Raw genomic sequence first — 26,224 nt, forward strand, 5'->3', positions numbered from 1 at the left:
GACAACGGCCGCGGGAGCCGCCGCATAAGCGGTCCCCGAAGACAGAAGCGCCGTAGCGGCGAGAAGTTTTGCAGCAAATTTCATGTCAATTCTCCTGATATCGATTGGTTGAAGTCGGATATCGCGAAGCCGCGCGGCGGGGGAACGGGTGGATTTCGCGTCAAGGAGTTCAAGCGAACCGCCGCATGACGTTCGGTGAAAGCGAGTGGCGCCGGCGCGTCCGGTTGTGGGTTTGCGGGGAGAACCGCGGCCGAACAGGCGCGCTTGCACGCCATCGAGGCTTGCTCACAGCCGTCAGGCAGAGGGCAGCCGCTTTCGCAGCATCGCGCGCTGGATACGGCATCAAAACCGCTCGCGGGCATCACCGTGGCGGTCACGCCTGCAAACAGGATCAGCAAAAGGAAAAACAGGCCGCGCATCTTTGCAGGTTCGAAGACTTTTCCCGCACGGTTACACCGCTGCGACAATTTCCCGTCACGCCTCATCCGCGCCGCCAGTCGTGATAGCGCCCGACCAGCTTGAGGAGGCGCTCGGGCGCATGCGCCCGCTTCCACTCGCCCGCGGCATATTTGTTCGCCTCGGCCATCGTCGGATAGGTGTGGATGGTCCCGAGAATCTTTCCGAGGCCCAGACCATGCTTCATGGCGAGCACATATTCGGCGAGCAGTTCGCCGGCATGTTCGCCAACGATCGTGACCCCTAAGATGCGGTCCTTGCCCGGCGGGGTCAGGACCTTGACGAAGCCCGTGGTCGCCGAGTCCGCGATCGCACGGTCGAGTTCGTGGAGCGGGTAGCGCGTGACCTCGACCGCGACGCCCTTTTCGATCGCCTCGGCCTCGCTGAGCCCGACGCGAGCGACTTCGGGGTCGATGAAAGTCGTCCACGGGATGACGCGATAATCAGCCTTGAAGCGCCGGAACTGCCCGAAGAGCGCGTTAACGCTGGCGTACCAGGCCTGGTGCGCCGCGCTGTGCGTGAACTGATAGGGCCCAGCGACGTCGCCCGCGGCATAGATGTTGGGAAAAACGGTCGCGAGATATTCGTCGGTAACGACGGTGCGCTGCGTTTCGATGCCGAGATCCTCGAGCCCATAGCCCGACATTCGTGCCTTGCGCCCGACCGCGACGATCAGCGCGTCGAATGCGATCGCGCGTTCGCCGCCGGCATGGCCCACGATCAGGTGCCGAGCGCCCTCGGTCCCTTCTACGCGCAAGGCTTCATGCCCGGTCAGGACCTCGACGCCGGCGCCTTCGAGCGCATCGCGCGCCAGCTCGGACACCTCCTCGTCCTCGCGCGGCAGCAATCGAGCGCCACGTTCGACCTGCGAGACGTCGGCACCGAGCCGCGCGAAAGCCTGCGAGAGCTCCGAGCCGATCGGCCCGCCGCCCAAGATGATGATCCGCTGCGGCATGATGTCGCGCGCAGCAAATTCCTCCCACAGCGTATCGCTGGTCAGATACCCCGAATCGGCAAGCCCAGGCAGATCGGGGACGACCGGCTCGGCGCCCGCTGCGATGACGATCGCCCGCGTCGTGAGTCGCTGGATTTCGCCGTCATTGCGCGCGATTTCGACCGTCCAGGGGTCGATGATCCGGGCATAGCCTTGCACCACATCGACCCCAAGCTCAGTGTAGCGTTCGACGCTGTCGTGCGGCTCGATCGTTGCGATGATGTCGTGGATGCGCTGCATCACCGAGCGGAAACCGATCTGCGGCGACGCCGACACAAGTCCGTAACGGTCCGCATGCCGCATCTGCTCGGCAATGCGCGCCGACTTGATCAGCGCCTTCGACGGCACGCAGCCATAGTTGAGGCAATCGCCGCCCATTTTTGACGCCTCGACGAGCGTCACCTTCGCCTTCACCGTCGCCGCGATATAGGAGGAGACCAGTCCCGCCGCGCCGGCGCCGATCACGACGAGATTGCGATCGAAGCGGCGCGGGCGGTTGAAGCGCGCATATATGCGGCGACGCTTGATCGTCGCCATGATCCACTTGCCGATCCAGGGCAGCAGGCCGAGCGCGGCGAAAGAAGCGAGCAGGCCCGGCGAGGCGATGTCGGACAGCGCATCGATGCGCGCGAGCTGGGTGCCTGCATTCACATAGATGATGGTCCCGAGGAACATGCCGAGCTGGCTGACCCAGAAATAGGTGACGGTGCGGATCGGCGTCAGCCCCATCAGCAGATTGACCGCGAAGAAAGGAAAGACCGGCACGAGCCGCAGCGAGAACAGATAGAAGGCGCCGTCGCGGGCGATGCCCTCATTGACGCGCCGTAGCCGGTCGCCGAAGCGGGCCTGGACGGCGTCGCGGAACAGATAGCGCGAGGCGAGAAACGCGAACGTCGCGCCGATCGTCGAGGCAAAGGAGACGATCAGCGTCCCCCAATAGAGACCGAAGATCGCCCCTGCGGCGAGCGTCAATATCGCCGCGCCGGGGACCGAAAGCGCGGTCAGCACGACATAGACAAGAAAGAATAGCCCCGCCACGAGCAGCGGGTTGGCGCGAAAATAGCCGTCGATCGCCGCCTGCTGCGATTTCAGGGCTTCGAGCGTCAGCCAGTCGCCGAGGTCGAAGTGCACCCATGCGGCAAGCGCCAGCACGAGCAGCAGCAGCAGGACGAAACGCTTGTTCATGATCTTCCTTCCGGCGGGAGGCCTTTGGCGAGATTGGTCGCACGAGACGGGCAATGCTTACACACCATGATCATCCTCTTGCGCCGCGAGGCGTTTCGCGGCCTCGCCAAGGAGCGGGAGCTGCCGTTCGAAATTGGCGCAGTGGCGACACATGCCCGCGTGCAGCCGCAGCTTCATGCGCTCCGAAAAGCTGAGATCGCGCTCGCGGCGCTGCGACATCAGGAATGTCGTATCGTGGCAATTGAGCATCATCGCACTTCCTCCGCAAACCAGTGATGCTGCAGACAGGCGCGCAGCGCGAGCCGCGCGCGGTGCAGGATGACATGGATATTCCCGCTGGTGAGCCCGAGCTCGTCGCAAATTTCGTCGGTGGCAAGTTCGACCACCTCGCGCATCATGAAAACCTGCCCCTGCTGGGCCGGCAGGCGATTGAGGCAGGCGTCGAAGATGGCGAGGAACTGGTCGCTGTGCAGCCCGGCCTCGGGATCTTCCCATGCCGCGGGACGTGCTGCTTCGCGCCACATGCCGCGCTCATCGAACAGCGCCGGCAGCGCGCCGCCTTCCTCCTCGGACGCCATCTGGCTTGCGCCGAGCGGCCGGCGTCGGCGCTGGCGCAAGAGGTCCGCGATCTTGTTCTTCAGGATCGCGATTACCCAGGTCTTGAGCGCCGCCTCGCCGCGAAATTGATCACCGTTGCGCAGCGCCGCGGCGAGTGCTTCCTGTACGGCATCCTCGGCCTCGTCGTCGCTGCCGAGCTGGAGACGCGCGAAGCGAAGCAGGTCGCCGCGCACGCGCGCAACAAACGCCGGATCGATCGGCGTTGACGATGGACGCGGTTGCGGCGGGCGCCTCATTCAGCCCTCCATCGCCTGGCAAACGCGCGCCGCACTGTAACTGGCGACGAGGAACGGCACCGCATAGTTGAGCGCAAGACGCGGCCAATCGATGCCGACGCCAGTCCAGATCGCAGAGCCCTGGTTGATGGCATTGAGGATGGTGCCGACGACGGCGGACACGCGCAGGGCATTGGCGATCACGGGGCGCGTGATCATATGTTGAAGCAAAGCCGCCACCCCCTTCATGAGCGAAACTGCCCGAACCCGGCGTAGCGCTCGACGAAGCGGCGGTCGATCCAATCCTTGAGCCGCCAGACCAGATGTCCCCCGGCGGTCAGTTTTCCCCATGACAGGATGGCGCGCTTGTCGCCGGTTGCCAGCAGATAAAGCGTTCGACGCCGCGGGATATAGTCGTGCATCGGCGTGCCGGCGAGCGCCGCTTTCAAATTGGCCGCGATCACCGGACCGGCCTTCACCGCATGGACCCCCGAGCGCTCGACGCGGCGGTCACTTCGCGAAACAATGTCGCCCGCCGCAAAGATGTCAGGGTGCGACACGCTCCGAAGGTCCGAACCGACCGCAACAAATCCGCCCTCGCGCACCGCGAGACCGGTTTCGGCGATCCAGTCGGGGGGGCGGCTTCCGGTCGCCGCGATGACCGCGTCGCAAGCCAGCATCGTCCCGTCGGGCAGCATCAGGCCGTTGGGCGCGCCTGCCGCATGTCCCTCATGGAAAGCAATACCGCGAGCGCGAAGGACGTCGCCTGCCCGGCGGCGGACCGCCTCGCTGTGGTCGGCAAGCAAAGCGTCGCGCGGCGCCACCAATATCACTTTGGTCGTTCCGCCGATCTGGCGGCGCAGCGACCGTTCGGCGGCGAGCGAAAGTTCGACCCCCGCGGCGCCGCCGCCAACCACCGCGACGCGCGTCAGCGTGCGCCCTTGTCGTCCCGCCACAAAGGCTTCCCAACGGGCCATGAAAGGCAGGACGGGACGGACCGGCAGCAGGCGATCACCAAGCGCCGCCAGATGCGAAACATCGCTTTCGCCGCCGGTGGCAAGCGACAGCAGATCGAAGCCGAGGCGCACTCCGGTCGAAAGCTCGAGGAGATGCCGTTCGGGATCGAGACCGACGACGTCGGCGATCACCAGCCGCGCACCGGCCAGCCGCGCGAGCGGTTCAAGATCGATCGTCAGCGCCTCTGCTGGGTAATCCCCGGCGATCCAGCCGGGGAGCATGCCCGAATAAGCCGTCTGGCGATGCGACGTCACGAGCCAGCGCTCGGTGCCCTCGGGCGGCGCACCGATCCAGTCGGCGAGCACCGCAAGATGGGCATGACCACCACCTGCGAGGACTATCCTTATTGTCATTCCGCTTGCCGCCCCTTGCCTTCATTTCCTCGTCACATGCCTTGGTCGCGGCGCACAGCGATATCTTACACGGGAGGCCAAAGATTCTTGCCCGCACCCCAAGCGCGGGTCGCGCGGCTTGGATGCTGGCAGTCATATCCCGGACGGTGGACGGGAGACGTCGCGGGGCGCGGCGACCGGCAGGGGGGATGGGACCGGCTACGCTGCAAATGTCTGCCAGCATCCGCGGCGACCCAGGGCTCCCCTGGGGGTGACGGCTGCCGGATGCGAGGGCTTCGAATGACCCATTTGGAACCTACGGGCGGCAGTCAGTTTGGCCGTTCGCACGCAGGCTGCTCCCGGCACATGCTGATATCCTATTCGCCCCCGGGACGGCGCCGGTTACAATCACCCGTCATTTAATTGGCGTCGAGGCGCCAGGGCTGGCATGGAAATCGGCGTTTGACGGCGCGAGGCCGCAATTCGGGGAGGAATGGACCGTGGCGGGATCGAAATGGGCGAATCGGATCGGCCGGTTTTCGCTGGCGCTTGCCGCCGCATCGCTGCTCATCGCGGCGACCGGTCTGACGCTGGCGCGTCACGATCTGATTGCGAAAATGCCCGGCTTTCTCTCGCTGCTCGCCGGCGCCGCGCTCGCGCTCGCGGCCGCCGTTGCGGCGCTTGCCGCGTTGCTGTTGGCATGGCGACAGCCGTCAGCAAGTCGCCGCGCCGCCTCTGCGGCCCTGCTGCTTGCACTGCCCTTCGTTCTGTTTATCGCCTCGCGGCCCCTCGTGGCACGCGATCTCCCGCCGATCCACGATGTAACGACCGATCTCGCGGAGCCGCCGCAGTTCCGGAGCTTGCCGCTGCGCCCCGACAATCTCGCCGGGACAGGCAGCCTCGCCGCATGGCGCCGCATCCACGCCGCCGGCTATCCCGACATCCAGCCGGTCACGATCCCGCGTCCCGCTGGCGATGTCTTGTCTGATGCCCGCAAACTCGCGGCCGCACGCGGCTGGGACATCGCGCGCTTTGATGTCACGGCCGGCGCGCTCGAAGCGACCGCCAGCACCTCATATATCCGATTCAAGGACGATGTGGTCGTGCGCGTCCGGCCAAGCGCCGACGGCACGCAAAGCATTGTGGACATGCGGTCGGTGAGCCGGGTCGGGATCAGCGACTTCGGCGTCAATGCGAAGCGCATTCGCGAATTTCTGGGCGATCTCGCCGCCCGCTAGCCGGAACTCTCCGTCGCGGCTGCTGCGAGAAGCTGGATTGCGATTGCCTTTGCTTCGCGGGCGGGGCGCCGGTCGTGGACCATTGTCGCCAGTGCGACCGCCCCCTCCTTGAGCAAGGCGAGTTGCCGTCCGATCGCGTCGGGGTCGCGCAAGCCTGCGCGCGCCGCAATCGCCGAAAAATGATCGGAAAGGCGCACGACATGATCGCTTGCCTCGCGATTGATCGGGTGTTTGGCGTCCTGATATTCCGAACTCGCTTTGGCGAACATGCAGCCCTGGAAACCGGGTTCGTGGAACCATTCGTCCAACGCGTCGAAGATCGCGACCAGTTGATCGCGTGGATCGGAAGCCAGCTCCTCGATCCGCCGGAATAGCCAGCCGCGAATATGGGCGTCGCGCAACTGTAGCGTCGCGACAATCAGATCCTCCTTGGTCCGGAAATGCTTGTAGATCGACGTCTTCGAGACGCCGGTTTCGGCGACGAGGCGGTCCATTCCGGTCGCCTGGAAGCCGTGGCGGTAGAAGGCATCTGTCGCTTTTTCGACCAGTTCGTCGCGTTTCGTCGGTCGCATTCCATTCGCTCCGTTCACAGGCCGCACCGGGCGCCGTATTTTTTTGGTCGCCCAAACAAGGCGTTGCCTCTTCGCAACCAATCCATCCCCAAGTCATCGCTTGACAGGGTTTACCGATCGGTACAGGTAACATGTACCGATCGGTAAACCTTGTACCTGTTCGCTGGTGCAATGCCAAGCTTTGAAAGGATTTTCCCAAATGATCTCTCGCATTCCGCGACGACTCGGACACGCATTTCTGATCGGGGCCGCGGCGCTGACCGCCGCGCTGCCTGCGACTGTGCCCGCCCACGCAGACGGGCTGCCCGATCCGGGATTCACCATTGTCGCCGGCGCGACGGCGCTGGTCGTCACCGACCCCCAGAATGATTTTCTAAGTCCCGCGGGTGTGGCTTGGGGCGTCGTCGGCAAAAATGTCGAAGCGAACGGAACGGTAGGCCATATCGACCGCTTGTTCGCCGCGGCCAAGGCCAGCGGCGTGCCGGTGTTCGTCTCCCCGCATTATTATTATCCGCACGACCATGGCTGGCGCTTCGAGGGCGCGCTTGAGGCCTTGATGCACAAGATCGGGATGTTCGACCGCAAGGGGCCGCTTGTCACCGCGGCTTTCGAAGGATCGGGCGCCGATTGGCTGGCCCAGTACAAGCCCTACATCGAGGACGGGCATACGGTGGTCACCAGTCCGCACAAGGTTTTCGGGCCTGAGACCAACGATCTTGTCCTCCAGCTTCGCAAGCGCGGCGTCAGCAAGGTCATTCTCGCTGGCATGTCAGCCAATCTGTGCACCGAATCCCACATGCGTGAGCTTGTCGAGCAGGGCTTCGAGGTCATGGTAGTGTCCGACGCCACTGCAGCGGCGCAGCTTCCAGGCCTCGACGGCTACGCGGCCGCGCTCGCCAATTTCCGCATGATCGCCAGCCACGTCGCTGACACCGATACGACGGTCGCCGCAATCCAGGCTGCCGCCGTCCAATGAGCCACCCCCGGGCGGGCGGTTTCCCGATGGGTGCCGCCGCCCGCCCGCCCAGGAAAATGATCATGACCGAGACGACCGCGTTCCAATTCACGCGCGAGAGCGCAATCGCGAAAGTTCGGGCGGCCGAGGATGCGTGGAACGGTCAGAACCCGGAAAAGATCGCACTGGCCTATTCGCCGGACAGCATCTGGCGCAACCGCTCCGAGTTCCTTTGCGGACGTGAGGCGATCATCGCCTTTCTGCGTCGCAAATGGGCGCGCGAGCTGGACTATCGCTTGATCAAGGAGATCTGGGCGTTTGAAGCGGACCGCATTGCGGTCCGCTTCGCCTATGAATGGCACGACGCGGCGGGCGCCTGGTTCCGTTCCTATGGCAATGAGAATTGGGAATTCGGCGCCGATGGGCTGATGCGGCGCCGCATCGCCAGCATCAATGATTTGCCGATCCGCGATCCCGACCGGCTTTTCCACTGGCCGTCGGGTGCTCGTCCGATCGGTAACCCAAGCCTGTCCGAGCTCGAACTCTAGTCGATCAACAACAGAAGGACGGCACCGATGCAGCAGGCGGTACAGTATGAGCTTAACGATTCCATCGCGGTAATCACAATTGACGATGGCAAGCGAAACGCGATGGGGCCTGCAGTGCTGCGGTCGCTTGCCGCCGCAGTTGCGCTCGCCGAGGCCGACGCCGCGGCCATGATCATCAGGGGCCGCGACGGCGTTTTCTCGGTGGGCTTCGACCTGCAGGTCTTCGCTCGCAGCAATCCCGACGAGATCCATGAAATGGTGCATCTCGGTGCCGAATTGGCGCTGTCGCTGTTCACCTCCCCGATCCCGCTCGTGACGGCCTGCACAGGTCACGCCTATCCTATGGGCGCATTCCTGTTGTTGGCCTCGGATCTGGTGGTCGCGGCCGACGGCCCCTACCAGATCGGACTCAACGAAGTCGCGATCGGCCTGACCCTGCCCGGCTTTGCCGTCGAATTGGCGCGCGCCACGCTGTCGCCGCCCTATTTCCAACGTGTCATTACCGGTGAGATGCTCGCGCCGAGCGAAGCAAGCCGGGCCGGCTATATCGACCATGTCGTCGCTGCGGGCGAACTCGAAGGTGCCGTCCGCGCCGCCGCGGACGCGCTCATCCGTGTCGATGTCGCGGCCTATCGCGCCACCAAGACCAAGGTGCGCGGCGAGGCGGCGGCGCGCATCCGCGCGGCGATCGACGAGGAAATTACGGTCGAAAAATACCGCATGCGGGCACGGCGCTGACTGCGCGGTGCCCGCGCCGTTTGCGGCGCCTCTCCCATTGACCAATAGGATCGTTCAATGCCCCGCAAGCTTTCTCTCATCATCGGCGGCTCTTCAGGGATCGGTCTCGCAACTGCAAAGCTGCTCGCCGCCCAACATCGCACGCTCGCCATCGTCGGACGCGACGACGACAAACTCGTCGACGTCGCCTGCGCCTTGTCCGCAGCCGGCGCCGAGCGCATCGAGACCCACCGCGTCGACCTTCTCGACGAAGCGTCGGTTTCCGATTTCCAACTTCAGCTGGAGAAGGAATCCCGTCATATTGATCAGCTCGTCAACGCCGCCGGAACATTTTTCCCCAAGCCGTTTCTCGATCACGACCATGACGACTACGACCGTTATCACCGCCTGAACCGCGCGACCTTTTTCCTGACCCAGCCGGTTGCGCGCAACATGGCGCGTCATGGCGGCGGCGCGATCGTGAATATCGGTTCGATGTGGGCGCATCAGGCCGTGAGGGCTACGCCGTCCTCGGCCTATTCGATGGCGAAGGCTGGCCTCCACGCGCTGACAAGGCAGCTCGCCGTCGAGCTTGCCGAACACCGTATCCGCGTCAATGCCGTGGCTCCAGCCGTGGTGGTGACGCCGATCTACGGCGCTTTTATCGCTCCCCACCAGATCGAGGAGACACTGGCTACCGGATTCGATGCGTTCCACCCTATCGGCCGTGTCGGCCGTGCGACCGACGTCGCGCACCATATTGAGTTCCTGCTCTCCGACCGCGCAGGCTGGACGACCGGGGCCGTCCATGATGTCGATGGCGGCGTGATGGCCGGGCGGAGCTGATCCCGATGGACCTCCTTCGCATCAACGCCGATTTCAATGCGCGCATCGTCCTTGCCGCTGACGAGCCAGGCTGGGTTCAATCCCCCATGCCCGGAGTCGAACGACGCATGCTCGACCGCGTTGGCGACGAAGCGGCGCGCGCGACGAGCGTGGTACGCTATGCTGCGGGCAGTCGGTTCTCCGCCCACGAGCATGATGGCGGCGAAGAATTTCTCGTTCTCGACGGCGTCTTTTCGGACGAACATGGCGATTATCCCGCCGGTACCTATGTGCGCAACCCGCCCGGGTCGCGCCATGCGCCGTTCAGCGAACAGGGGTGCACTATTTTTGTGAAGCTACGCCAGTTCGCGCCAGGCGATGACGAACACAAGGTGCTGCGCCCCACCGACCTGTTGTTCAGACCCGGGCTTGTCGATGGGCTCGAGGTCGTACCCTTGCACCAGTTCGGAGGCGAGCAAGCGGCGTTGGTACGCTGGCGTCCGGGAACGGCATTTCGCACGCATCGTCACTGGGGCGGCGAGGAAATCCTGGTCCTTGAGGGTGTTTTCGAGGACGAGAATGGAATCTATCCGGCGGGCAGCTGGATCCGCAGCCCGCACGGATCGGAGCATAATCCGTTCAGCCGCGCCGGATGTCTGCTCTATGTGAAAACAGGGCACCTGCCGCCCAAGGGCGGTTGAAGGTCCATGCCGCGATCCGGATCTTGGGCTTCAGGTCGCGGGCTCGGCGGTGCCCAGCAAGTCATCGGCAAGGTCCGTGATCAGCCGGCGAAACGGCGCCGCTGTCCCGAGGCCGCGGGCAAGAACGAGACTTCCCTGGATCAACGCCACCACCCGTTCGGCCCTCGCTCGGGCCTCATGCTTCTCAGCGCCTGCTTCTATGGCCACTTTGGCCAATGCGTCGATAAATGCCTCGAACAGCACGCGGATCGCGCTGCCGAACGTCCCGCTCGTGCCGATGGGTGCCGAGAGCATGTTGAGGAGACAGGATTTTCGGCCGCCATCATAAAATTGGTCGAGTTCTCGCGTCATGGACTGAAGGCGCTCGCGCGGCGACCCAGGTCCGGCCAGGGGGACGATGACATGTTCGCTAAGCCAGCGCCCGGCTTCGGCAAGCACCTCGGCGCCCATCTCTTCCTTGCCTCCCGGAAAGCGATGATAGAGGCTCGCCTTCTTCAAGCCGGTCGATTCTGACAGGAGCGCAAGCGACGCTCCTTCATATCCGACGTCTCGAAAGGTCGTGCCCAGCCGCGCCAACAATTCATTATCTTCGACCAGCGCTCTACGTGCCATCGCTCACATCTTTCATATTTACCGAATGATCGGTTTAATATCTTGACGAGCTCCTGTCGAGTCTCTAGCAGCGTGTTTACCGATCGTTCGGTAATAAATATATCTCGACAGGAGTTTTACATGACCAAGACCGCTATCATCATCTATGCCGACCCTAAAACGGGCACCGACGAGGCGCTCGGCCGCCTCTTCAATGCGCTCTTCCTCGCATATGAGCTCAAGGAAAAGCAGCAAGAGGTTGCGATCATTTTCCAGGGCGCGGGGACGCGCTGGCCCGCCGAACTGGTCAAGCCCGACCATCCGGCGCACGCGCTTTATGGTTCGGTGAGCGACCTGATCGCCGGCGTTTGCGGCGGCTGCGCCGACGTGTTCGGTGCCACCGAGGATGCACGAAAGACCGGGCTCAAACTGGATTATGAAAAAGCCATCCCCGGCACGCCGGGAATCCTCGATGTGTCGACCTATCTCGACCAGGGCTATGGCCTCGTGACTTTCTGACAGATTGCCCGGTGCCCGCCCATGCATATCCTGCGACGGGCGCCGGGCCACTTACAGGAGCGAAACCTTATGGATACCGCACGCCCGACAAGCGACATCGCCTTCACGGCGAAAGTGAAGGAATTTCAGGCGAAGAACGGTTCGCGCGAAGCCTATGCAAAAATGGAAGCGCGTGGCGGCTGGAATGACCGGATAACGCCGCAGCTTGCCGAGTTCATCGCGCAGCGCAACAGCTTCTACATCGCAACCGTGAACGCGGACGGCCACCCATACATTCAGCACCGCGGCGGTCCTCGCGGATTCTTGAAGCCTCTCGACGACCGGACCCTTGCAATGGCTGATTTCCGGGGCAATCGCCAGTTCATCTCTCAGGGCAACCTTGCCGAGAACAGTAAGGCCTTCATATTCCTGATGGACTATGGCAATCGCCGCCGGATCAAGATTTGGGGCGACGCGTGGATGGTGGAAGGCGACGCCGCACTGACCGAAGCGGTCATGCCTGCCGATTACGCCGCCGTTCCGGAACGTGTCCTGCTGTTCAAGATCGCGGCATGGGATCCCAATTGTCCGCAGCATATCCCTCGCAAGCTTGAGGCCGACGAGGTGGACGCCTTGCTGGCCGAGCGCGACGGCAAGATCGCTGCGCTGGAAGCACAACTGGAACGCTTGCTGGCGGGTTGAGCAGTTTGCCGCGCGCAGAACCTCGCCCGGCTGAACCTGGCTGTCATTTGCCGTCGGCACCCCGCTGTTCGAATAAAATTCGGGGGGGACAAAGGATTTTCAGACGTCCCTGCTCTGGCCCCGCAGCCCGGCGAAATGGCTTGCCAATCCATTCCTTGTGTACTATTACATATAGTACACTGTGAAAAGGATCTGTTATGCCGCGCGTCACCCCGCTCGCTATTTCGCTCAGCCCGGGCGACACCCGTCCGATCGGCCGACAACTCGCGGATCGTATTCGACTGGCGATAACAACCGGCGAATTGCCGGTAGGCGCGCGCCTGCCAAGCGTTCGGGCACTTGCTGCCCAATTGCTCGTGAATTCCAACACGGTTGCCAAAGTTTATTTGGAACTGAGCAGCGAAGGCTGGTTGCACGGGCACCATGGCCAAGGCGTTTTTGTCGCCGGGGAACAGGGTCGTTTGTCCGAGGCTGAAATGACGCGCCGGCTTGGAGCGGCGGTCGATGTTTTTGTCGCTGAAGTCATTGCGATCCATGCCGCGCTCCCTGCCGCCCGCGCGCATGTCAATGCAGCCCTCGACGACCTGATCGCGCGCAAGGTCGCGTGATGACGATGACGTCGTTTGCCGTCGAAACCCGCGGTCTCACCCATTGCTATGGATCATCGCGCGCGCTCGACGACCTGTCGTTGCAGATACCGACCGAAGGAATTCATGCCATCGTTGGCGCCAATGGTGCCGGAAAGTCCACGCTGTTCCGTATCCTGCTGGGTTTCCAGACAGCCGACGTGGGCGAGGCATGGCTGCTCGGCGTCCCGTCAATGGCCCTGTCACCACCGGATCGCGGCAGGATCGGCTATGTCAACGATGCGCACAGCCTGCCAGACTGGATGCGTCTTGATGCTATCTTGGCGATGCAGCCGCGACTATATCCCGGCTGGAATGTCGAGCTCCTCGACCAGGTGCTGGGCTATTTCGCCGTGTCGCGCGCCGCCCGTGTGCGTGAGTTGTCGCGCGGGGAGCGCGCTGGCTTGAACCTCGCAATCGCCCTTGCCCGCAAACCCGAACTGCTGATCCTTGATGAACCGACGCTCGGCCTCGATGTGGTTGCGAAGCGCGCTTTCATGGAGGCATTGATACACGCGAGCTACTCTGGTGACGCGACAATCCTCTATTGCTCGCACCAGATGGAGGAAATCGAGCGGCTCGCCGATACGCTGGTCATTCTCGATCGCGGACGCCTTGCGAATGCGTCGCCGCCGGAGGAATTTACGCGGCGGGTCACGCACTGGATCGCCGACATGCCCTTCAAGGGTCCTGATCCCGCCCGCGTTCCCGGACTACTCCAGATGCGCCGCCACGACGGGCTGTTCCATTATATGGTGGTCGACCAAGGCGAGGATTTTGCCGACTGGCTTCGTAGCGAAGGCGCACTCTCCCTGAGCTGCAAACCCGCCAATCTTGACCAGGCAGTGAGCGCCTTTCTTTCGGCCGGCCACGCGACCCCCAGCGCGGAAAGCAGAATATGATCGCCCTGTTCAATGCCGAATTGCTTCGCTTTCGCGTGTGGATCATTGGCGCCACTATCGGACATCTGGCTTGGTTGATATTCCTCGACCGTGTTGCCGATCCAATGCAGCAGCCGCTTCAGGTGGTGCAGATATACGCCGGGCTGCTCGCCGCCATCGGGGCGCTGTTTGGGGCATTTCAATTCTCCGCCTATGCGCGACAAGCGGCATGGATCGATCTTCTTCATCGCCCGCTGGCGCCGCGGCGGATCGGAGGCGCTTTGCTGTTGGCCGGGCTGGTTATTGCAGCGCTGGTCGTAGCGCTCCCTGCGGCGTTACTGCTGGCATTTCACCATCTGACTGGCGGCTCCGCTGTGGAAACTCGTCATTTGTTGTTGCCAGTCGCGGGCTGGACGATCACGGGAATCGGCTATTGCATCGGCGCCCATCTGCGCATCGGAGCTCCGCGCTTCGCCTGGGCATCGCTCCTGCTACTCGTCTGGATCCATCAGTCGCAGGCCTTTGGCCCTGGTGCCGTTCTCCTGCAACTTATTGCCCTGTCGACTGCCATGTTACTCGCACTGGGCGACGTTCGTCCCGACCGCGGGCGGCACGACTTCGTCTGGCACAGGTGGAGTGAGACGCTGCTTGCCGGATTCGCAATTGGCATCGCGGGAACCTTTGCCCTGCGCTTCTTGATGCAACTTGCGATGATGATGATCGGCACCCATCCGCTCAATGGCATCCCACCCCCCGGAGGGCTGGTTGAAGCAGTGCGATCCGATGGCCAGGAACTGATCGTTGCAGGGCTTGACCAAAGCGATCCGCAACAGCGATTCTGGGCCGAACAAGCAACATTGTCGGAGGTGGTCACCACCGGGCCGGACATCGGGGATCCTTCGCAGCGCTATAGTCTCGCCAACCCTGGCGACAATGTCATCGTCGACGGTCCAGCGCGTCTCGAATGGCATTTCGATCATGGCCGGATGCGCTATAGGGCGATGGACCAGCGCACCCGCAGGCCTGCGCACGAGGCGCCGCTCGCACCGCTTCTTCAGGTCCCTCCCGTGTCGGAAAGCGATGGCAAGCTGATCGTCGCGGGCAACCGTTTGCTGACATATGCCGAGGGTGAGCGACGCTTCTTCGACAGGATCGCTCTGCCGCCTGGTGAGCGTCTGATCGCAGCGCCCCAACCAGCCTGGGATCGGCTTGCGCTTCTCTCGAACAATGCACTGCGAATATATGATGCTCGCGTGATACAGCGCGGCGACCTGGCATTTCCCGTGATTGCAACCGTACCATTTCCGCATGCGCCTGCCGGACTGGCCCGTGTTGACATGCTCGAATTGCTCGACGGGTATCTCGTTTCCTTCACGTTCGGCAGCAAAGCCGTCGAAGGCTTCGGTCGCCCCGAACAGCAGATCTGGCTCGTCGAGGCGGATCGGCAAGTGCACGTAGCGACGCGTTCGCTCGGATACGATTATCCCGCCGCAATGCGCCATCTCGACTTGTGGTTTGCACCCGCCATCAATGTCGCCGGTCGCAGCGCGGCGCGCTGGCTGGCAGCATCGAATCCTTTGGCCGATCGGGGTCCTCGCTATGCCCCTGACTGGATTTACGCCTTGGGAATTGTAGTTCATTTTCTTTCCGCTTTAGCAGGTTGGTTACGGAGCTATCGCCTCGGACAAGCCCCTTCTGAACGGACAATCTGGGCGCTCGCTTGCATGCTGCTTGGACCCGCAATGCTGGCGGCACAGCTGCTTGCCTGCCGCCGCCGGCGCCCATGTTGATCCGCCCCATATTCGCATGGTTGGCTGGCGCGGCGGGGCTAGCGCTTGTTCTGGGCGGTATCCTCACCTCACCGATCGGCGAACCGCCGATATCGGAAGCCTCGACGGTAGATTGGGGCGCGGAGGCTGCCGAAACGCCCATCGATTTCGTGCGCGCGATAGCACTCGGTCCCGATGGTCGGCGTGTCGCGTGGATCGAGGCACGGTCCGACGGCGCAAGCCTTTGGTTAGATGAGGGGAACGGCCAACGTCGGCGCTTGCTGCGGAATACCGAAGCCACTGAAATCGTCTGGTCCAAAAGCGGCGATTGGCTCTTCCTGCCGTCCGGCCACAGTCTTGTCCTCATGACGACAAGCAATCAGGCTGGGTCGGGCATCCTCACGCGACTGGGCGGCGACACCGGTCGACGCTTTCTCGCGACAGATGCATGGCAAACCGCCGCGCTGGTGGCCGAAGATCGGGATCAGGACGGCGACGGCCGCGACGACAGCTTTGCCTTGCTGCGTATTCGCTTGGGTGGCGAAGCCGAACCGCTGTGGACCGGATCGAACCGTATTGCCGACGTCGCCGCAGGCCCGGACGGAACCGTCTGGATGCGGCTGGTGGGACGTGACCTCGTAACCGTCGCGCGGCTCGATGCGCATGGGCCGCAGGCCGTATATCGCTGCCGCCCGTTGGAACGATGCGATATCGTTTCCGTCGATCAGCAGGGCACGCCATATTTGATGACGAGTGCGGGGGGCGACCTTGATGCATTGCATCGGCTCGCTGCCGACGGCACGACCACGCTAGTCGCCTCGGATCCGCTGGCGATTGGTGACGGCGAAAACGCCGCGCTTGATGCCGTTTCGAACGTGCCGGTAGCCTTCTCCGTTCCCTATGCCGGAGGTCGAATGGTCGGCGCGAGCCCAGCCGGGCGCAATCTCGTTGCCGCGATCGCGCGGCGTTTCCCAAGAGCAAGCGAGGTGCGCTTCGTGACGCGCGCGCAGAGTCGCTGGCTGGTTGGCGTGCGCGATGGGCAGCACGCGGAAGCAGCTTGGTACTTGGCCGACGACCGCGGTGCGCGCTGGATTCCTCTCGCCAGTCGTCATAACCGCACAGATCAGAACCTGCCTCTGCGCCGTTTCGAGAGTTTCCAGGCCCAGGACGGCGCCCGAGTGTTCGCCTATGTCACGCGGCCGGCTGCTGCTCCCCGGCCAAGACCACTTGTCGTGCTGGTACACGGCGGTCCCTGGAGCACGTCGCCCCCGGGCTATAACGCGACCGCGGCCCGCCTTGCGCAAAACGGATATCTTGTGGTTGAACCGCAATTTAGGGGTAGCCGCGGCTATGGACGCCGCTATCTCACCGCTACCGGCGATGACTTCGGCGACGGAACCGCATTGCACGACATTCGGGACAGCGCGGATTGGCTGGTTTCTCGAGGGGAGGCCGACCCGGCGCGAATAGCGGTCATGGGTGCATCCTTTGGGGGCTATGCTGCACTTCTTGCTACGACATTGTGGCCCGAGCGGTTCCAAGGCGCGATCGCAGCGGTCCCGCCGCCCGATCTGGCATGGACATCACGCTACCAGGCGCAAAGGATTGACGGCGACGCAGCGTCGTTGAGCCTGAAGACGTCACTCGCCCATCTTGGCCTGGATATCGACGACGCCAATTCGATGGCGCGGCTGACGCGCGAGTCGCCCATGGGCGTCGCATCTCGGCTGAAGCGACCGGTGCTGATCCTCGCGGGCGAGCACGACGAGCAAGTTCCCATCCGCAGCGTTAATACCTACGCAGCCAAGTTATGTGGACTTGGCAAGCAAGTTGAATATTGGGTCGCAAAAGATCAGGGTCATAGGCTTGATGGCGATAATACAACACGGGCGGTGCAGAGATTGACCGACGATTTCCTATCTACCTTATTCAATAAAGGACAAGACCGGCCAGTCGTTCCGACAAGGATGTCCGGGTTAGTCGAACGAACCTGCGCGGGGCGGGGGCACGGCGCGAGGTAATGCCGCCGAGACTCCCTAAACCTTCCGCCGTTCTGATGCGAAGCCCCGATCGGTCGCTATAAAGCGCTCGATCATCGGGACGGCAATCTTTTCAGGAGCTAGGGGCTCAGCGAGGCCCGTGGCCTTCGCATGCACATCGGCATAGGCCACGAGTTCGCGATGAAGTGCGCCCGGCAATTCAATCGCTAGCTTTACGGGCTTGTCGTCGGCGATTGGACCGAGTCTAAGCTTGCTCATCACGCGCCTCCTTCGGGCTCAAGGATCAGATCGCGCGTCACCAGGACGCGCAGCGCGAAGCCGGGACGAATTGTCAGGGTCGGCGCGATGTTCATCTGGCGCTCGACGAGCCGCCGTCCCGACTGGTTGATCGTATCTTGCGACCCGTCCCGAAGCGCGCGCACGATCGCGTCATCGCCGTCCGAGCCAAGCTCGGCACCAACCCCGAGCAAGGTTGAGACGAGCGCCGCGCGCAGCATCGACCCCCAATGATGGTCGGTCCGATCGGCGAGGCCTGCCATGCCACGCGCATCTGTGCCGGGCTGGCGATCGAGCCGGATCGACCGGCCGCCGGGCAGAATCAGCCGGTCCCAGGCAAGCAGGACGCGTTCCTGCCCCGCGGCGATTTCGCTGTCATAGTCGCCGACGAGCCGCGCGCCTTGCGGAATGAGCAGGATCCGGCCGGTCGGACTGTCATAGACATTTTGCGTCACCTGCGCGGTGACCTGCGCGGGCAAGTCGGAGCGGATGCCGGTGATCAGCGCCGCCGGGATGACGCTCCCGCTCTGGAGGATGTAGGGCGAGCTGGGTCCGCCAATGCGTTCGGGGCTTTCGTTCGGTTTGCCGGCGCCGCCTTCGAGAAAGGCTAGGCGCGCCGCGTCCGGACTCCGCTCACCGGCGACCGGCACCGGTGCGGCCGCGGCAGGCTCGATCGATCCGCGCAGCGCCTCGGCCACGCCTGCACCCGCGGACCCGCCGCCAAGAAAGAGACGACTGGTGGTGGCGGCTTCGCGCTCCTGCCGCGCCCGGTCGCGCGCCTCGTCGGCCGGTGAGCGCGCCCCAGCTGGCGAACTGCCCATCGGCGGCACCGGGACGATTTCGCCATCGCGCTGCGCCGCGACGATCGGCCGGCCGAGGTCGCCGGGCAGCGGCGGTCCCAGCTTCGGCACCTTGCCATAATCGGCGGGCGCGCCCGTCACGACCTCGGCGCGGTTCGCCGCGTCGGCAGAATAGAGATTATCGGACGACTTAGGCGCTGAGGGTTGCAGCGCCCAGAGCAAGGCGCCGCCGATCGCGATTCCCCCAGCCGCCCCGATGCTCGCCAGCGTCTTGCGCGACAGGCGCATGACCCGCGGCGGTTCCCCGCGCAGACGGAAGGCGTCGACGGCTGGCGGCTGCGCGGCGCGATTTTCATCGCCCGGCTCCTCGGCTGGCGCCACGGCCTGGTCCTCGCGCTCGGTCATGACCGGCCCCGGCGGCGCGGCGCCTCGCGCTCGATCCGGACGGTCCGCGCCTGTTTCCCGGCCCCCAAGCGCAATTCGCCGCGCTCGAACAGGCGGTCGACGATCATATAGCGGCCCTGCACCCGGTAGTTGACGAGTTCGGCCTCGCCCCTGCTGCCGACGACGAACAGCGGCGGCATATCGCTCGTGACGACGTCCGCGCCAAACTCGATGAAAAGCTGGCGCGTGTCGTCGAAGGCGCGCACCGGTCGCCAATCGACCTTGTCGCCCTCAATCCGGTACCGGAAATTGAGCGCCGCCAGATCGATCGCCCCGGCCACCGGCGCCGCGCGCGCTGCCTCGGCTTCGGCGACTTGCAAGGCGATGAGCTCATCGGCGGGATAGGTCCAGGAGACCGACGCCATATAGGATGCGGCGGTCGCGCGCAGTTCGACATGATAGGTGCGCCGGTCGGTGTTGATGACGGGTTCGCTGTCCTTCACTTTGCGACCGTTCGGGACGATCGCGATCGGCGCGGTGACCATGAGGGTCGCGAGCGTACCTTCGAAGCTGCCGTCATCCTTGACGGTGAGATTTGCGATGCTGGCCATTTGAAGTCTCCTTGCTTGCTCGGGGACCGTCCCCGATGGCGCCAGAAGGAGGGCCCGCGAGCCGCCGTCACCGAGCGCATGCGAGGGCGAACCCCCGCAGGGGGTTGACGGCACGAGGCGAGCCGAGGCCCGCAATCAGGCAGCCAAGGAGGGAGAGGTTCAACGAGCCAGGAGACCCATGGCTATCAGTGAAAATCATGGCTCCGGATGCGTAGCGGCGCGTCGCGGGAGTCCGGTCCGCCTCCGTTCCGCGCCCCATCCCCGCGTCCAGGCGCAATGGAGACGTCGCCCTGCGCGATCGAGCGCAACATCGCGTCATGATCGGTAATCCGGTCGCAGATGATGTGAATGACCTCGCCTTCCTTCTGAAGCCGACCGCGCATTGCGATCATCGAGGCCGACATGACCTGCCGCCGGTAGATATCGAACCGGTCGGGCCACAGGATGCCGTTGGAGATCCCCGTCTCGTCCTCGATCGTGACGAATAGCACCCCCTTCGCCGAGCCGGGCCGCTGTCGGACGAGAATGACGCCGGCGACCTCGATGTTGCGCCCGTCGCGGATCTGTCCGAGATCGGCGCAGCGCACGATACCCATCGTATCAAGCTCATCCCGCAAGAAACTCAGCGGATGCGCGCGCAGCGACAGCTGCAGCGTGCGATAATCCTCCACCACCTCGCGCCCCTCGGTCATTGGCCGAAGCGAGGTCGCGGGTTCGAGCCCCTCGGGCGAGAAACTGGACTCGCGAGCGTCTGCCGCCGCGAACAGCGGCAGCGGCGCCTCGCCGAGACCCCGCACCTTCCACAAGCCCTGCCGCCGGTCCTCGGCGAGGCAGGCGAAGCCATCGGCCTCGGCAATGCGCTCGATCGCGGCGCGCGGCACGCCAGCGCGCCGCCACACATCTTCGACGCAATCATAAGGCACGTCGCCGCGCGCGCCGACGATCGCGGCGCCATGGACATTGGCGAGGCTGCGCACCTGCCGGAAACCGAGACGGACCGCGAGATAGTGTCCGTCGGCTTCTTCGAGCGTGCAGTCCCAATGGCTGTCGTTGATCGAGACGGGCCGCACCTCGACGCCATGGTTCCGCGCGTCGCGCACGATCTGTGCCGGCGCGTAAAAGCCCATCGGCTGCGCGTTAAGCAGCGCGGCGCAGAAAACGTCGGGATGATGATGCTTCATCCAGCAGGAGGCATAAGCGATTTTCGCGAAGCTCGCGGCATGGCTCTCGGGAAACCCGTAGGAGCCGAAGCCCTCGATCTGCTTGAAGGTCGGCTCGGCGAAATCCTTCGGATAGCCGCGCTCGACCATGCCGCCGACGAGCTTGTCGTAGAAATGCGACACACCGCCCGTGAGCTTGAAGGTGGCCATCGCACGGCGGAGCTGGTCGGCCTCGGCCGGCGTGAAGCCCGCACCGACAATCGCGACCTTCATCGCCTGTTCCTGGAAAAGCGGGACGCCCAGCGTCTTCTCGAGCACCGCGCGAAGCTCGGGCTTGGGATATTCGGGCTTCTCCTTGCCTTCGCGTCGGCGCAGATAGGGGTGGACCATGTCGCCCTGGATGGGGCCCGGACGCACGATCGCAACTTCGATCACCAGGTCATAGAAACATTTGGGTTTTATCCGCGGCAGCATCGACATCTGCGCCCGGCTCTCGATCTGGAAGACGCCGAGCGTATCGGCCTTCTGGATCATGCTGTAGACCGCAGGATCATCGTCCTGGAGGTCTGCCATACCGATATCGACGCCCTTATGCTCGCGCAGCAGGTTGAAGGCGCGGTTCATGCAGCCGAGCATGCCCAAGCCAAGGACATCGACCTTCATGAACTTCAGGACGTCGATATCGTCCTTGTCCCATTCGATGATCTGCCGATCTTCCATCCGCGCCGGCTCGATCGGCACCAGGTCGTCCAGTCTTTCCTCGGTGAGGACGAAGCCGCCGGGATGCTGCGACAGGTGCCGCGGCGTGCCGATCAGCTGGCGCGCGAGGTCGAGCGTCAGGCGGAGCCGGTGGTCGGATGCGTTCAGATTGAGCTCGGCGATCCGCTCCTCGGGAATGCCGTCGATCGACCAGCCCCAGACGAGGCCGGTGAGCATTTTGGTGAGGTCGCGCGGCAGGCCGAGCGCCTTCCCCACCTCGGCGACCGCGCCGCGCGTGCGATAGCGGGTGACCACGGCGGTCAGCGCGGAGCGATGCCGTCCGTAGGTCTCGTATATCCACTGGATGATCTCCTCGCGCCGCTCATGTTCGAAATCGACGTCGATATCGGGCGGCTCCTTGCGTTCGCCCGACACGAAGCGCTCGAAGAGCAGCTCGTGCTTGATCGGGTCGATCGAGGTCACCCCGAGCAGGAAACACACGCAGCTGTTGGCAGCCGACCCCCGCCCCTGGCACAATATCCCGCGGCGTCGGCTCTCGGCGACGATCGAATTTACCGTCAGAAAATAGGGCGCGTAATTCAATTCTCCGATCAAGCGCAGTTCATGGTCGATCTGCTTGCGATAGGCTGGCGGTACGCCGCCGGGAAACAGGCGCGCGGCGCCGTCCTCGGTGAGCGCGGCGAGCGCATCCTGCGCACTGCGCCCCGCCATCACCTCCTCATAGGGATATTGGTAGCGGATCTCGCCAAGATCGAAGCGGCACGCCGACGCGATGTCGGCGGTGGCCTGGATCGCATCCGGGAAGAGCGCAAAGCGCCGTTCCATTTCCGCCGGCGACTTCAGAGCCCGATCCATGAAACGCTCGCGTTTGAAGCCGAGCGCATCAACAGTCGTTTTCTCGCGGATCGCGGTCAGCACATCCTGCAGCGGGCGGCGCTCGGGGGCGTGATAGAGGATGTCGCCCATCGCCACGCAGCGCACGCCCACGCTGCGGCCCAGCGCGTCGAGCGCGCGCAGCCGCGCGAAATCACCGGGCCGACGGCGCAGCGACAGTGCGAGATAGGCGTTGCGGCCGAACGTCTCCCACAGCTCACCAAGGTCGATGCGGGTGCGGTCGTCGGCGGCGTCGGGCAGGAAGACCGCGACCAGCCCCTCCGACCATGCCACGACATCGGGCCAGTCGAGCCAGCAATTGCCTTTCCCGCCGCGCCCCTTGCCGAGCGACAGGAGCCGGGTCAGCCGCGACCAAGCGGCGCGGTCCTTGGGGTAAAGCAGCAGCGATCGGCCATCGCGAAGATCGACGCGCGAGCCGGGGATCAGGCGCACGCCAGTCGCCTCCTGCCCCGACAGCCCCCGCACCATGCCCGCGACGCTGCCGCGATCGCAGAGGCCGAGGGCCGAGTGGCCCAGCAGCGCGGCGGACGCGAACAGTTCCTCGGGCGCCGACGCGCCGCGCAGGAAGGAGAAGTGGCTCGTCACATGAAGTTCGACATAGGTCGTGCCGGGGGCGATCATCCGAAGACGCCGTGCATATACCAGCTCAAATCGCCGGTGCGGTCTTCGATTGCATCGCCGCGGCGGAACAACCAGAAACGCTCGCCAGTCTCCGCCTCGACGCGAAAATAATCGCGCACCGCCCACATTTCGCGGGTCGTTCGCCACCATTCGCCATGGATGCGCTCGGGTCCGTCGCCCGCGACAACGCGGTAGGACCGTCCGCGCCACGCAAAGCGGCGCGGCGGATGGTCGGGAAGCAGCGCGACCACACTCGACAGGGCTTCGGGCCGCGCGAGCATGCGGATCGGCCGCGGCCAAGCCGGCCAGCCGGAAGGCTGGGCGAGCGGGCCGGTACGACCGATCGCGCGCTCGGGCACATCGCTTTCGCGGCCCTCGAGGCGGAACAACGCGCCCTCTCCGGCGCGCCCCGCGAGTTGATCGACGAGCGGCGCAAGATCGGGCGCACGCGGTCCGCTATCGAACCCCGCGCCGATCGCCTCGGCGCCAAGGGGTTCGACCTGCGGCGCGGCAAGGGCCATCGCCTCGATCCCGAGCCCCGGCTCGATCCGGTCGATGCGCAGCCTGAAGAGGCGCACGAGATGCTTCGCGTCGCGCGTCGCGCGCGCGGTGCCGACCGTGACGAGCTGCTCGCGCGCATCGACACGCTCGCAGCGGAGCACCGCGGCGCGAAGGCCGAGCCCGCGCTCCCGAAGGTCGGCGACAAGATCGGCGACGAGATCCGAAATGACCTGTTCAATCGCCTCGGCGGTGGCGATCGGTTCGAGAAGCCGGCGCTCGGCGCACGGCATTTCGAAAGGGACGACGGGCACGATCGGCTCGGGCAGAAAGCCCCGCGCCTGGTCGAGCCGCTCGACCGCGCCGCGCCCGAGACGCCGGGCGAGCGGCCCGCGCGGCATCGGATAAAGATCGGCGATCCGCTCGATTCCGAAGCGCGCCGCCGACGCGAGCGCTTCGGGCGCGAGCCGGAGCGCGCGAAGCGGCAGCTCGGCTAACGCCTCCCCCTCCCGCCCTTCCGGCAAGACCAAAATCGCCGCGCCGCCAAAGCGCGCGAGCGCGTGAGCGGCGCCGGGCGTGCCGGCGATCGCGACGCACGCGGTGAAACCGAGACGCCGAACGAAGGACACAAGCCGCGCGGCGAAGCGCGCCTCGCCGCCGAAGAGGTGCGTCGTGCCGGTGAGATCGAGCCACAGCCCGTCGCTCCCCGACACGGCGGCAGTCGGCGTCCAGTGACGCACGGCATGCAACGCCAGCCGATCCAGCCACGCCCGATCGGCCTCGGGCGCAGCGTCGTACGCATCGAGATCGGTGACCAGCGCGCGTGCATGCGCCGCGGCCATGCCGGGCGCGAGTCCAAGATCGAGTGCGAGCGGACAGGCCGCGGTCACGACATCGCGCTGGCCCGTGCGCGCCATAAGGATGGTCGGGCGAGCGCCCCACAGCGGCAGCGGTGGCGGTGCGATGGACGTGCCGGGCACCGGGCATCCATCATCCGCCCGCGATAACCGAAAGACAGGCGCGGCCGCCTCGCTGCGCCGCCCCAGCTCACGCATGGTCGGTCGCTGGTGCGCCGGACGCGCGTCGACAGAGTCGCGGTTCGGCGCGGCCGAACCCGTGTCCCGCGCCCAACTCGCACCCGGGCGCCAGCCGCCACCGCGCGGCACCGAGCAGGTGCCCGGATTGTCGTCGATGGGTTCAGGAAGGCGCGGGCCGAGCCGCGCGGGTTCAGGCGGCGTGCCCGAGCGCGAGATCGGCGCTGCCCGTCGCAACCGCTCGATCGCGAGTTGCGGCAGGAAGAGCGAGGCGACCCTGGTCATCGCACGCCTCCAGTTCGAGGGAGAAAGGCGGCCCGCCGCGCTGGCGCACAAGCTCGACCGACCATCGCCCGCGCCCGACGCCGGGCATCGACAGCGGGGTCGAAGCGAGGCTGCCGATCCGCCAGCGCGTGCAGGCCAGCGACAAGTCGGTGAGCGGACATTGGCCGTAGCGGCGGTAGCGGCGGTAGAGCAGCATCGGGGTGCCCCCTTCGGAGGCGGCGAGCTGAAGCCGGCGTGTTGCGGTCTGGTCGGCCGCTTTCACCTCGGCGACCACGCAGGCAAGCGACCCGTCGCGCAGCGCGTCCTCGCACAGGGCAAGCAACTCGCGGTCATTCTTGCCTTGCGCATAGAGGACGCGCTCCGGGCCGAGCCCGGCCTGCTCGAGTCCCGGGGCATAAAGGTCGAACCGTGTCAGCGCCCATAAGGCAGACACCCCCGGCGACGCCGCGAAGCGTGTGGCGATCCCCGCCGCGAACAGCGTTGCCGCTGCATCGTCGCTCCAGCTTGCCGAGGCAGCGGCGACCTCGTGCAGGCCGGCGCCATCGAGTCCGCCGGCGCTCAGCAGATGATCGACCGGTCCGACGCCGAACGGCAGCACCGGTCCGCGCGCCACAGTGACGCGCGCCACGGTCTCGCGAAGCGCTTGAAGCTCCTCGGCGCTCGGCCGGGGCGGTGAAAAAGGCGGTGCGGTCATGATGGTCATCGACTCAGATGTTCTCTATATGTTCCACCCGGAATGAACGTGCGTCAAGCGGTCCGCGTTCCCTTGCTGTGGATCATTCACTGGCGCGTCACCTTCACGCCTGTAAAAGCGCACTAAATAATATGCCGCTCACCACCGACCTGCCCTGGACCCAGCTTGCGATCTACGCCGTCGGCGCGGCGCTGATCCTGATGTTGCTGTTCAAGATTCCCTATGTCGGACGGGTCATTCGCGCGCTCTTCTCCTTCGCGCTGCTCGCCTTCGGCATCTTCCTCATTCTCCAGCAGGCCCCCTTCGATCCCACTCTGTCGCGGATCACCGCGAGCCTCGGCCTCGACCGGCAAGAGGTGGTGGGCGAGGAGGTCCGCATTCCGATGGCCTGCGACGGACATTTCTGGGCGACGGTCCGCCTCAACGGCACCGAAAAGCGAATGCTCGTCGACAGTGGCGCGACCGTCACCGCGCTGTCCGAAGCCACGGCTCGGGCCGCAGGCGTCGAGGCTGACGCGACGCTCGTGCCCTTGCTCATGAAGACCGCGAACGGCACGGTTCGCGCCGACGCCGGAACGCTCGACCGGCTAGAGATTGGCGGCATTGAGGCGCGAAAGCTCAAAGTCGTGATCTCGCCCGGGCTTGGCGACACCGACGTCCTGGGCATGAATTTCCTCTCGGTGTCCGTCGTCAGAACATTTGGCACAACTCGCGGCGTAAATTAGCGGAGTGCGGGCCTCGTCCTGGGGTTAATGTTAGGCGGCGAGCTTGCGGTGTTGCAAGCGCCGATATTCGATGGTCTGTCGC

At 64.8% G+C, this 26,224-nt stretch carries 25 protein-coding genes and 1 pseudogene; 13 read left to right on the plus strand and 13 right to left on the minus strand.

The genetic code is table 11. The features are described from left to right. Positions 1-481: 481 nt before the first annotated feature. Genes FG91_RS12910 through FG91_RS12930 form a run of 5 tightly spaced genes read right to left on the minus strand, consistent with a single transcriptional unit; the run spans position 482 to position 4,838 of the window. Positions 482-2,635 carry an FAD-dependent oxidoreductase gene (locus FG91_RS12910; RefSeq protein WP_037515558.1) on the minus strand — a complete coding sequence of 718 codons (2,154 nt, stop codon included), beginning with the start codon at positions 2,633-2,635 and terminating at the stop codon, positions 482-484. 57 nt (positions 2,636-2,692) lie between these two features. Further along, a complete protein-coding gene (locus FG91_RS12915; RefSeq protein ID WP_052187565.1) occupies positions 2,693-2,887 on the minus strand; it encodes a hypothetical protein in 195 nt (64 codons plus the stop codon). Continuing rightward, the gene (locus tag FG91_RS12920) at positions 2,884-3,489 is read right to left on the minus strand and encodes a sigma-70 family RNA polymerase sigma factor (protein WP_037515559.1); all 606 of its coding nucleotides are present in this window, start codon (positions 3,487-3,489) and stop codon (positions 2,884-2,886) included. The genes FG91_RS12915 and FG91_RS12920 overlap by 4 nt, the downstream gene beginning before the upstream one ends. Then, positions 3,490-3,687, minus strand: a complete 198-nt coding sequence (nrtS, locus tag FG91_RS12925) for a nitrate/nitrite transporter NrtS (RefSeq protein ID WP_200878446.1) — start codon at positions 3,685-3,687, stop codon at positions 3,490-3,492. 26 nt (positions 3,688-3,713) lie between these two features. Further along, positions 3,714-4,838 (minus strand): FAD-dependent oxidoreductase, encoded by a 1,125-nt coding sequence (locus FG91_RS12930; protein ID WP_037515561.1) that lies wholly within the window; start codon positions 4,836-4,838, stop codon positions 3,714-3,716. A gap of 596 nt (positions 4,839-5,434) precedes the next feature. Between FG91_RS12930 and FG91_RS12935 the strand changes: the two genes are divergently transcribed. Beyond that, positions 5,435-6,055: a DUF1499 domain-containing protein gene (locus FG91_RS12935; RefSeq protein ID WP_081940583.1), complete on the plus strand. Its 621-nt coding sequence runs from the start codon at positions 5,435-5,437 to the stop codon at positions 6,053-6,055. Here the strand turns inward: FG91_RS12935 and FG91_RS12940 are convergent. Continuing rightward, the gene (locus FG91_RS12940; RefSeq protein ID WP_037515562.1) at positions 6,052-6,627 is read right to left on the minus strand and encodes a TetR/AcrR family transcriptional regulator; all 576 of its coding nucleotides are present in this window, start codon (positions 6,625-6,627) and stop codon (positions 6,052-6,054) included. The two genes, FG91_RS12935 and FG91_RS12940, sit on opposite strands and share 4 nt — an antisense overlap. Before the next feature lie 199 nt (positions 6,628-6,826). Here FG91_RS12940 and FG91_RS12945 point away from each other — a divergent pair, with 199 nt between their 5' ends. The 5 genes from FG91_RS12945 to FG91_RS12965 all read left to right on the plus strand — a co-directional run bounded on the left by FG91_RS12945 (position 6,827) and on the right by FG91_RS12965 (position 10,373). Continuing rightward, a complete protein-coding gene (locus FG91_RS12945) occupies positions 6,827-7,603 on the plus strand; it encodes a cysteine hydrolase (RefSeq protein WP_052187567.1) in 777 nt (258 codons plus the stop codon). Between the two features lie 62 nt (positions 7,604-7,665). Then, positions 7,666-8,130, plus strand: coding sequence for a nuclear transport factor 2 family protein (locus FG91_RS12950; protein WP_037515592.1), 465 nt, complete (start codon positions 7,666-7,668; stop codon positions 8,128-8,130). A gap of 27 nt (positions 8,131-8,157) precedes the next feature. Continuing rightward, the gene (locus FG91_RS12955; RefSeq protein ID WP_037515563.1) at positions 8,158-8,868 is read left to right on the plus strand and encodes a crotonase/enoyl-CoA hydratase family protein; all 711 of its coding nucleotides are present in this window, start codon (positions 8,158-8,160) and stop codon (positions 8,866-8,868) included. Positions 8,869-8,925: 57 nt separating this feature from the next. Then, complete coding sequence (locus tag FG91_RS12960) at positions 8,926-9,693, plus strand: SDR family NAD(P)-dependent oxidoreductase (protein ID WP_037515564.1); 768 nt, start codon at positions 8,926-8,928, stop codon at positions 9,691-9,693. Between the two features lie 5 nt (positions 9,694-9,698). Further along, positions 9,699-10,373 (plus strand): cupin domain-containing protein, encoded by a 675-nt coding sequence (locus FG91_RS12965; RefSeq protein WP_037515565.1) that lies wholly within the window; start codon positions 9,699-9,701, stop codon positions 10,371-10,373. Positions 10,374-10,403: 30 nt separating this feature from the next. Here FG91_RS12965 and FG91_RS12970 read toward each other — a convergent pair whose 3' ends face one another. Next, positions 10,404-10,985 carry a TetR/AcrR family transcriptional regulator gene (locus FG91_RS12970; protein WP_037515566.1) on the minus strand — a complete coding sequence of 194 codons (582 nt, stop codon included), beginning with the start codon at positions 10,983-10,985 and terminating at the stop codon, positions 10,404-10,406. A gap of 120 nt (positions 10,986-11,105) precedes the next feature. Between FG91_RS12970 and FG91_RS12975 the strand changes: the two genes are divergently transcribed. The 6 genes from FG91_RS12975 to FG91_RS21040 all read left to right on the plus strand — a co-directional run bounded on the left by FG91_RS12975 (position 11,106) and on the right by FG91_RS21040 (position 17,461). Further along, positions 11,106-11,483, plus strand: a complete 378-nt coding sequence (locus FG91_RS12975) for a DsrE family protein (protein ID WP_037515567.1) — start codon at positions 11,106-11,108, stop codon at positions 11,481-11,483. A gap of 69 nt (positions 11,484-11,552) precedes the next feature. Beyond that, on the plus strand, positions 11,553-12,164 hold the full coding sequence (locus FG91_RS12980) for a pyridoxamine 5'-phosphate oxidase family protein (protein ID WP_037515568.1): 612 nt from the start codon (positions 11,553-11,555) through the stop codon (positions 12,162-12,164). A gap of 197 nt (positions 12,165-12,361) precedes the next feature. Next, positions 12,362-12,772, plus strand: coding sequence for a GntR family transcriptional regulator (locus FG91_RS21475; protein WP_037515569.1), 411 nt, complete (start codon positions 12,362-12,364; stop codon positions 12,770-12,772). Continuing rightward, positions 12,772-13,692, plus strand: coding sequence for an ABC transporter ATP-binding protein (locus tag FG91_RS12990; protein WP_052187571.1), 921 nt, complete (start codon positions 12,772-12,774; stop codon positions 13,690-13,692). The genes FG91_RS21475 and FG91_RS12990 overlap by 1 nt, the downstream gene beginning before the upstream one ends. Beyond that, the gene (locus tag FG91_RS12995) at positions 13,689-15,461 is read left to right on the plus strand and encodes a hypothetical protein (protein ID WP_037515570.1); all 1,773 of its coding nucleotides are present in this window, start codon (positions 13,689-13,691) and stop codon (positions 15,459-15,461) included. Before FG91_RS12990 ends, FG91_RS12995 begins: the two co-directional genes overlap by 4 nt. Then, positions 15,455-17,461, plus strand: a complete 2,007-nt coding sequence (locus FG91_RS21040) for a S9 family peptidase (RefSeq protein ID WP_052187569.1) — start codon at positions 15,455-15,457, stop codon at positions 17,459-17,461. Before FG91_RS12995 ends, FG91_RS21040 begins: the two co-directional genes overlap by 7 nt. A 15-nt stretch (positions 17,462-17,476) precedes the next feature. On the opposite strand, the gene FG91_RS13005 is transcribed toward FG91_RS21040, so the two are convergent. The 6 genes and pseudogenes from FG91_RS13005 to FG91_RS13030 all read right to left on the minus strand — a co-directional run bounded on the left by FG91_RS13005 (position 17,477) and on the right by FG91_RS13030 (position 25,417). Next, entirely contained in the window at positions 17,477-17,698 is a 222-nt protein-coding gene (locus tag FG91_RS13005) for a DUF2274 domain-containing protein (protein WP_037515572.1), read from the minus strand. Beyond that, positions 17,698-18,921: a TrbI/VirB10 family protein gene (locus tag FG91_RS13010; RefSeq protein ID WP_037515573.1), complete on the minus strand. Its 1,224-nt coding sequence runs from the start codon at positions 18,919-18,921 to the stop codon at positions 17,698-17,700. Before FG91_RS13010 ends, FG91_RS13005 begins: the two co-directional genes overlap by 1 nt. Further along, positions 18,918-19,385, minus strand: a pseudogene (locus FG91_RS13015) (TrbG/VirB9 family P-type conjugative transfer protein); the annotation flags it as partial. The pseudogene FG91_RS13015 and the gene FG91_RS13010, both read right to left, overlap by 4 nt. Positions 19,386-19,696: 311 nt before the next feature. Next, on the minus strand, positions 19,697-22,906 hold the full coding sequence (locus tag FG91_RS13020; protein WP_037515574.1) for an error-prone DNA polymerase: 3,210 nt from the start codon (positions 22,904-22,906) through the stop codon (positions 19,697-19,699). Continuing rightward, positions 22,903-24,723, minus strand: a complete 1,821-nt coding sequence (locus FG91_RS13025; protein ID WP_081940582.1) for a DUF6504 family protein — start codon at positions 24,721-24,723, stop codon at positions 22,903-22,905. Before FG91_RS13025 ends, FG91_RS13020 begins: the two co-directional genes overlap by 4 nt. Next, positions 24,632-25,417, minus strand: a complete 786-nt coding sequence (locus tag FG91_RS13030; RefSeq protein ID WP_200878448.1) for an ImuA family protein — start codon at positions 25,415-25,417, stop codon at positions 24,632-24,634. The genes FG91_RS13025 and FG91_RS13030 overlap by 92 nt, the downstream gene beginning before the upstream one ends. A gap of 131 nt (positions 25,418-25,548) precedes the next feature. Between FG91_RS13030 and FG91_RS13035 the strand changes: the two genes are divergently transcribed. Beyond that, positions 25,549-26,142: a retropepsin-like aspartic protease family protein gene (locus tag FG91_RS13035; protein ID WP_052187570.1), complete on the plus strand. Its 594-nt coding sequence runs from the start codon at positions 25,549-25,551 to the stop codon at positions 26,140-26,142. Positions 26,143-26,224: the final 82 nt, after the last annotated feature.

The sequence above is a fragment of the Sphingopyxis sp. LC81 genome (genome assembly GCF_000756375.1).
In the GTDB taxonomy this organism is placed as follows: Bacteria; Pseudomonadota; Alphaproteobacteria; order Sphingomonadales; family Sphingomonadaceae; genus Sphingopyxis.

What these genes read in the sequence shown, in the direction of transcription:
- FG91_RS12910 (WP_037515558.1), bottom strand. Translation starts at nt 2,635, where the DNA reads ATGAACAAGCGTTTCGTCCTGCTGCTGCTGCTCGTGCTGGCGCTTGCC.
- FG91_RS12915 (WP_052187565.1), bottom strand. Translation starts at nt 2,887, where the DNA reads ATGATGCTCAATTGCCACGATACGACATTCCTGATGTCGCAGCGCCGC.
- FG91_RS12920 (WP_037515559.1), bottom strand. Translation starts at nt 3,489, where the DNA reads ATGAGGCGCCCGCCGCAACCGCGTCCATCGTCAACGCCGATCGATCCG.
- nrtS (WP_200878446.1), bottom strand. Translation starts at nt 3,687, where the DNA reads ATGATCACGCGCCCCGTGATCGCCAATGCCCTGCGCGTGTCCGCCGTC.
- FG91_RS12930 (WP_037515561.1), bottom strand. Translation starts at nt 4,838, where the DNA reads ATGACAATAAGGATAGTCCTCGCAGGTGGTGGTCATGCCCATCTTGCG.
- FG91_RS12935 (WP_081940583.1), top strand. Translation starts at nt 5,435, where the DNA reads ATGCCCGGCTTTCTCTCGCTGCTCGCCGGCGCCGCGCTCGCGCTCGCG.
- FG91_RS12940 (WP_037515562.1), bottom strand. Translation starts at nt 6,627, where the DNA reads ATGCGACCGACGAAACGCGACGAACTGGTCGAAAAAGCGACAGATGCC.
- FG91_RS12945 (WP_052187567.1), top strand. Translation starts at nt 6,827, where the DNA reads ATGATCTCTCGCATTCCGCGACGACTCGGACACGCATTTCTGATCGGG.
- FG91_RS12950 (WP_037515592.1), top strand. Translation starts at nt 7,666, where the DNA reads ATGACCGAGACGACCGCGTTCCAATTCACGCGCGAGAGCGCAATCGCG.
- FG91_RS12955 (WP_037515563.1), top strand. Translation starts at nt 8,158, where the DNA reads ATGCAGCAGGCGGTACAGTATGAGCTTAACGATTCCATCGCGGTAATC.
- FG91_RS12960 (WP_037515564.1), top strand. Translation starts at nt 8,926, where the DNA reads ATGCCCCGCAAGCTTTCTCTCATCATCGGCGGCTCTTCAGGGATCGGT.
- FG91_RS12965 (WP_037515565.1), top strand. Translation starts at nt 9,699, where the DNA reads ATGGACCTCCTTCGCATCAACGCCGATTTCAATGCGCGCATCGTCCTT.
- FG91_RS12970 (WP_037515566.1), bottom strand. Translation starts at nt 10,985, where the DNA reads ATGGCACGTAGAGCGCTGGTCGAAGATAATGAATTGTTGGCGCGGCTG.
- FG91_RS12975 (WP_037515567.1), top strand. Translation starts at nt 11,106, where the DNA reads ATGACCAAGACCGCTATCATCATCTATGCCGACCCTAAAACGGGCACC.
- FG91_RS12980 (WP_037515568.1), top strand. Translation starts at nt 11,553, where the DNA reads ATGGATACCGCACGCCCGACAAGCGACATCGCCTTCACGGCGAAAGTG.
- FG91_RS21475 (WP_037515569.1), top strand. Translation starts at nt 12,362, where the DNA reads ATGCCGCGCGTCACCCCGCTCGCTATTTCGCTCAGCCCGGGCGACACC.
- FG91_RS12990 (WP_052187571.1), top strand. Translation starts at nt 12,772, where the DNA reads ATGACGATGACGTCGTTTGCCGTCGAAACCCGCGGTCTCACCCATTGC.
- FG91_RS12995 (WP_037515570.1), top strand. Translation starts at nt 13,689, where the DNA reads ATGATCGCCCTGTTCAATGCCGAATTGCTTCGCTTTCGCGTGTGGATC.
- FG91_RS21040 (WP_052187569.1), top strand. Translation starts at nt 15,455, where the DNA reads ATGTTGATCCGCCCCATATTCGCATGGTTGGCTGGCGCGGCGGGGCTA.
- FG91_RS13005 (WP_037515572.1), bottom strand. Translation starts at nt 17,698, where the DNA reads ATGAGCAAGCTTAGACTCGGTCCAATCGCCGACGACAAGCCCGTAAAG.
- FG91_RS13010 (WP_037515573.1), bottom strand. Translation starts at nt 18,921, where the DNA reads ATGACCGAGCGCGAGGACCAGGCCGTGGCGCCAGCCGAGGAGCCGGGC.
- FG91_RS13020 (WP_037515574.1), bottom strand. Translation starts at nt 22,906, where the DNA reads ATGATCGCCCCCGGCACGACCTATGTCGAACTTCATGTGACGAGCCAC.
- FG91_RS13025 (WP_081940582.1), bottom strand. Translation starts at nt 24,723, where the DNA reads ATGACCAGGGTCGCCTCGCTCTTCCTGCCGCAACTCGCGATCGAGCGG.
- FG91_RS13030 (WP_200878448.1), bottom strand. Translation starts at nt 25,417, where the DNA reads ATGACCGCACCGCCTTTTTCACCGCCCCGGCCGAGCGCCGAGGAGCTT.
- FG91_RS13035 (WP_052187570.1), top strand. Translation starts at nt 25,549, where the DNA reads ATGCCGCTCACCACCGACCTGCCCTGGACCCAGCTTGCGATCTACGCC.